Annotated in this window: 4 protein-coding genes; 2 read left to right on the top strand and 2 right to left on the bottom strand. The window is 28.0% G+C overall.

The genetic code is table 11. From position 1 onward, the window contains the following. Both QZV03_RS01095 and QZV03_RS01090 read right to left on the bottom strand, forming a co-directional pair. On the bottom strand, positions 1 to 589 hold a 589-nt coding region (locus QZV03_RS01095), incomplete at its 3' end, for a hypothetical protein (RefSeq protein ID WP_296873862.1). Between the two features lie 214 nt (positions 590 to 803). Continuing rightward, on the bottom strand, positions 804 to 1754 hold the full coding sequence (locus QZV03_RS01090) for a hypothetical protein (protein ID WP_296873861.1): 951 nt from the start codon (positions 1752 to 1754) through the stop codon (positions 804 to 806). A 374-nt stretch (positions 1755 to 2128) separates the two neighbouring features. Between QZV03_RS01090 and QZV03_RS01085 the strand changes: the two genes are divergently transcribed. Both QZV03_RS01085 and QZV03_RS01080 read left to right on the top strand, forming a co-directional pair. Continuing rightward, the gene (locus tag QZV03_RS01085; RefSeq protein WP_296873860.1) at positions 2129 to 4174 is read left to right on the top strand and encodes a hypothetical protein; all 2046 of its coding nucleotides are present in this window, start codon (positions 2129 to 2131) and stop codon (positions 4172 to 4174) included. A gap of 272 nt (positions 4175 to 4446) precedes the next feature. Next, complete coding sequence (locus QZV03_RS01080; protein WP_296873859.1) at positions 4447 to 6276, top strand: hypothetical protein; 1830 nt, start codon at positions 4447 to 4449, stop codon at positions 6274 to 6276. The last annotated feature ends 20 nt before the right edge of the window (positions 6277 to 6296 follow it).

The raw sequence follows: 6296 nt of genomic DNA, 5'->3' as shown, positions 1-6296 counted from the left end.
GATATGTTGCATTATCATTAACATCAACACAACCGGTAATTCTTTTAAATCTTGCTATAACAACACGATTGTTTGATAATGATTGGCTTGAAGCAACTGTTGTGAATAATGATGTTGGAGAGCTACCATCAAGGCTTGGAACGAATTTAGCTCTTAAAAATCTACCGTTATCTGTTGAGTCATTGTTGATACTTAAACCTGAGTAGTTCATGAAAAAGTTTGAGTATGTATCAGAGTTTGCATCAAACATTAACACTTCACTTCCAGTTGTTAAAGTGCTTGAGAATGTTGTTGATGTATCATAAACTTCAATGATCAACTTTGTTGTTTGTGAAATCTTACCAACAGGAATTCTTGAAAGCATTGCTGCAGCTTGAGATCCATAACTGGGCAAGTAAAGTAATGGACATGAAGTTCCATCTTTTGTTCTGATCTTCAGGTTTTTCAAATCACTTCTGAATAAACTGGCATAAGAACTGTTAGCTAGTGAATCCAAGTATATATAATCATAGTTGGATGAATAGCTACTGCTCCTTTGGTTGTAATTACTCATTGTGATATTAATCTGCAATTCTTTTATCAATGTCATAAATATATTTTATTACTTTATTTATATAAATAATATAATAAAAAAAGTAATATTAACATTAATGATTCAATATTTGAAATTTACTTTTTGTAAAACAAAGATAAAAACATGTGAGTTGTAATTATACACATTAACAACAAATAGGCCACTCTTAAATCCACCCAAAATTACAACTATGAAATTTTTCATTTACAAAATACAACATTAACCTGTATCAGTCAATTAAACCTAATATTTTTAAGGTTGAAAAACTTGAAACAACCATATAATAAATTACATATATTGATAAACTGACTAAAAATATCAAAGCTATTGCGTAAATATTTATAAAAATAAAATCTATTATGGTTAATCTAAATATATTCGTTAAATTAATCACGTGACTCATCAATGAAAAAATATAAATAACTATTAATGAAATCATCGATAGAATTGTTGAAATAAAAAAACCTTCACCATTCTTTTTCATTTTACAATAATTCTTATTATCATTATTTTTAATTGTACTGCAATATGTGAAAGATAAAGCAGATAATGTAGCACATAAAACAACAAATGCAATTGCAATATTAGTTAATGTTCCCATTTCTGATAAGTTTAAATTAAGTGTATTTGTTAGAGAGATGATTATTTGAGGAGATGCTAAAATGAAAATAGACATTAATATCCCTATAAGAAGTAATGATTGCAATATTTTTTCATTGATATTATTTGGATATTTAATTAGTAATCTATATTTTAATTGAGTATTACATACCAACGAAGCAAAAAATGAATATGAAATTAAAATCACAAAATAATAAAAAGTTAAATCCGGATTAAAGTTATTAAATGTATGAAAACCTAATAATAATGGCAAACATATCATTGATGAATATCCTATTATAAAATAAATTATCGAGAATTTTTTTTTGAATTCCTCATCACTATTTTGAAAGAAGTAATCATATATCACTTGTAAAAAGAAACAAGTATAGGGCAATACAACAAATATTAATGGATAGATATAGGAATTTAAATATAATCCTTTAGGATATAATGATGAAACGATAAATCCAATATTAACTAAAATATAAACTAAAGGAAGATAATATCTACGTTTTGTTAATATTATTTTGATAGTTTTGTGAGAAAAATGTTTTTTTACTCTCTGTTTAATTTCCATATATACTATTTAATTTATTAGTAGATGTCAAATTATCTGATACTTACACAATCTTTGAAACTTTTTTCATATTAGATTTATTTTAGATGTTAGTAATTAATCTTTTGGTACTTTTACTCTTTGGCATTCTGTTTTTTGGAATATGTGTAGTGTTTGATGAGAATGGTGTGATTGGAGTTTATGTATTTGACTAATTTATCAATCTTTAAAAAAATAAGTTTTATTTTATTAGTAACATTTATTAGTCATATAAACTCTAATATAATATTAATAAAGTGGATTGGACACACATGTCATAAGTTTCACTTTATTGAATTTAGTATATTCGTAGAATATACAAAATTTTTGAATTTAGAATAGGAATGGGATTTAAATTGAAAATTAATAGATTACTGTTATTGTTTTCAATATTTTTAGTTTTATTATGTTGTGTTAGTCTTGTTTCTGCCTCAGATAATAGTCAAATTGATTTAATTAATTCGGACAATACAACAGAAACAACTCTTGAAAGTGTTGAAGATGATACTGATGAACCCTATTCTTCTTCTAATATCGATACCGAAGAATTAAGATCAACAGATAACATTATTGTCAATCAAAGAAATTTTAAAATGTATTTTGATGATGATGGTGTGTTGAAAAAAGAGTATGGTGGAAAAACATTAACCTTTGACGGTTCATTTAAAGATAAAGGCACAATCACCATTGACTCACCAAACACTATAATAACTGGTAGAAATGCAGTATTTTATGATACCGTATTTGGCCTTAAAGCTGACGGAGTTATTTTGTCAAATCTAAACTTCGTTTTAAAAAAGACATATCCAACTAACGAATATTCGGGAATATTCATCAAAGCAGACAACGTAACTGTTAGCAATGTGCATATAGACTACAAAGTTCCAACTCAAGGTACGGGATTTGCAATAACCTGCAATAATGACTATGATGACATCACTGATGTTAAATTAATTAACAATACCATTAATTTCGTTGGAAATTACGGTTCAACTGGATATAATTATGGGGTTGTTTTATTTCATGTGGAAAATGCTAAAGTTTCCGGAAATAAAATTAACTGCCAATTACCTTTAAGGGATGTTGATTGGAGTGGTGAAATATTTATTGGAAGTAGTATGGATTCTGTTGCAGGGTTCGTAGCAGATAACTGCCCATATTTATTATTGTCCAATAATGATATTAATATTGTTGCAAATAAAAGAACTGGTTCACTTCCTACTTTAGATGGTTGCTTAATCTATAAATGTGACAATGCTATCATTGAATATAATAATATTTATGAAGAGGATAAAGTCACACCAAAAGGATCTGCAAGCTATTTGTATGGTATGGATTTGTACTTGTCTGAAGAGGTAGTTGTTTATAAAAACAATATCTCTCTTTACAGCACAGGAGGTAATGACGGTAATGGTGCCGCTTATCCAATACAAGTGTCTGGAACATCAAATGTGCAAATAGCCTTCAATAGGATAACTAGTTATAGTAACGGTCCTAATCTTGGAATATATTCCAATAATTTCTATGGTCCTACAAGAATTGATATAATGAGCAATTTCATTAATATTACTGGTTATGCTTCATCAAATTCATGGGCTTTAGTTGCCGGAATTGAAGTGCAGGACTCAGATGACAAGATAATGAACAATACCATAATCGTCAATACCGTAAATAAATTTAAAAAAGGAGATAATGTTTATGGTATTAGCTATTCACAAAAAACAGGCGGGACACATAAATATAACATTCAATACAATAATGTGACTACCAATGGTCAGCATGCGGTGGCTCTTAAAGGTGGGAATACTAAAGTTTCAGATTCCATTATTGCGAATAATATCTTAAAAACCGCATATTCTGGCGGAGATAAAGCCGCAATTATCATGACAGACAAAGGTAAAGGAAACATTATTGTTAATAATACTGATGGTTCGACTTTACCTAAGCAGATGAGTGATGATGAGTATAATGGATTGTTGAGGAATTATTTGACTCCACCAAGTAAAGGTGAAGGACAAGGATTTAGTGGTGAAGGACAATCATTCATTGGAACTGGTGAAGGAACTGGTCTGAATGGATTGAATAAAGGAAATGGAATAAAAAATAATGGTTTCAATGGCTTCAATCCAAATCCTAGCAAATCACAAGCACACAATGGGGATGTTAACTCTACCAGGTATACTTATGGTTCTTCAGGTGTTGATATTGCAAGTGCTTCTTCATCTTCTGGTGCTGGAGGAAGACAGTCACAGCAATCAGATAATCCAAAAGCCTATGAAGTAACCAAACAGATTGAAGAACTTGATGAAATGGCCAATATCCAAACAATTGTCCTTATATTATTGGCAATCGGTTTATTAATTGTTGGTTATAGGCAAAAACGTGAACAAGAAGAATACTAAATTTAATTATTTAAATGAAAAATGGTTATTTTAAACTATTTTTCAAACTCTATTTTTTTAAAATAATTATATTTATATAATGTATTTTACATATTTTAATTTGAGTAAAATTAAGTTTATTAAATTAATAATATACTTTATTCAAGTATTTAAATTATTTAATAAGATATATTTTATTCATGGTTTAGAAAATTTATAAAATTAAACTTCAAAATTGAAGTATAATAGTATATTCTACAAATATACTAAATTTTTTTGCAAAAAAATTTAAAATGGAGGAAATAAATTTGAAACTAAGTAAAAAAATAATGATTTTATCATTATTTTTAGTTATAGTATGTTGTATTGGTTCTGCTAGTGCAACAGAAGACTTATCTGATAATATTGAAATATCAGATGATGATGTTAGTCTTGAAGAAGTCAATTCTGAAGAAATTGATGTTGAGGAAAATTTAAATGAAGATACAAATGATAACTTGGGAGCCTCTGATAATGAAAAATTGGGAGATTCTGAAGTTTATGTAAATCCTGGAGACGACATTGGAACTGCGATTACTAATGTTGATGAAAATGGTATAATTCATGTTGCTGAAGGTACTTATAGTATTGGAAGAGGTACATTAAGACAATGCGATAAGAATATGACAATTATTGGAGATAATTCTAATGTAATTTTTCAATCTGAAAAAAATGTAAATATTTATGGAAAATTTAATGAAAAAGTTTCATATGTTACATTTAAAAATATTGTTTTCAAGTTTAATATTAATAAAATTGCAACATTCTATGATAATATAAATTTTGAAAATTGTACTTTTGAAAGTTTAACTTTTGAGACATCAACTGGTTTATCACAATGGGATCCTCTTCCTAATAGAATAGCTTATTTGAACTTTAATAATTGTATTTTTAACAATTATGATGTTCAAGAATCTTGTTTTAAAATTACTGATTTTTTCCAATGTAATATAAATAATTGTAACTTCACTAATATTATTTCAGATTCTATTGTATTGTCTAGTTGTTCAGCCGGAAATGGCGGAATAAATATTTCTAATTCTAAATTTTCTAATGTAACTACTAATGGAGTAATTGATGTTGAAAAAGAAAATTGTTCAACATTTGAAAATAACATTGGTGATGTTAATCCATACAGAGTACTTCCAGAAAATTCAAAAATTACCATTACAGCTAATCGAGACTCTTTAACTCTTATTTTAGAAGATCATGAAGGAAATATAATTAAAAATGCACCAATTATTATAACTGCACCTTCACATGACCCAAACTTCAAAAGAATTGTCAATACAAATGATGAGGGTATTGCTGTGTATGATTTAGCAGGTTCAGATTGGAATGTATGGTGTGCAGAATATGAAGGTTTAAAATCTCGTGCTCAATCTTATGGTGTTGCTGAAGCTAGTGTAAATTTAAGAACATTAGCCAAAACTCTTAATGTTCAATTTACTAATGTTACTGATGTAACTGGCAAAACCATGCTTGTTGTTACTGTCAAAAATAATTTAAGTGAGGCTGTAGCGAACACTAACTTTACTTTCACTTTAAATGGTAAAGATTATAATGCAACTACTGATGCTAATGGTCAGTTTATTGCTTCTGGTTTAACTGGTGATGTATCTGTTGGAGTAAAATACAACGGTACTGAATATGATGCATTAGATGCAAATAGTAACTTTACTTTCCCAAAAACTGAAAGTGAAGACAATACTCCTAGTGGAAACACTACTCCAACCAATACTACTCCAAGTGATGATAAAAAACCAAGCCAACCAAATACTCCTGCTAAAAAAGTAACTCCGGTTGCTACTAAAATTACAGCTAAAAAAGCAACATTCAAAGCTAAGAAAAAAGCTAAAAAATACTCAATTACTTTAAAAGCAGGTAAAAAAGCAGTTGCTAAAGTTAAAGTTACCCTTAAAGTAGGTAAAAAAACCTACAAAGCAACAACTAATAAAAAAGGTAAAGCTATATTTAACCTTAAAAAGTTAACCAAAAAAGGCAAATACACAGCAGTAATCAAATTCAAAGGTAACAAAAACTATAAAGCAACCAGTAAAAAAGTTAAAATTGTTGTTAAATAAGTGAACTTCTTTTTTCACTT

The sequence above is a fragment of the uncultured Methanobrevibacter sp. genome, from assembly GCF_902788255.1.
GTDB lineage: Archaea > Methanobacteriota > Methanobacteria > Methanobacteriales > Methanobacteriaceae > Methanocatella.
The sequence above is the reverse complement of the archived record's forward strand: the minus strand, read 5'-3'. Positions and strand labels throughout refer to the sequence as shown.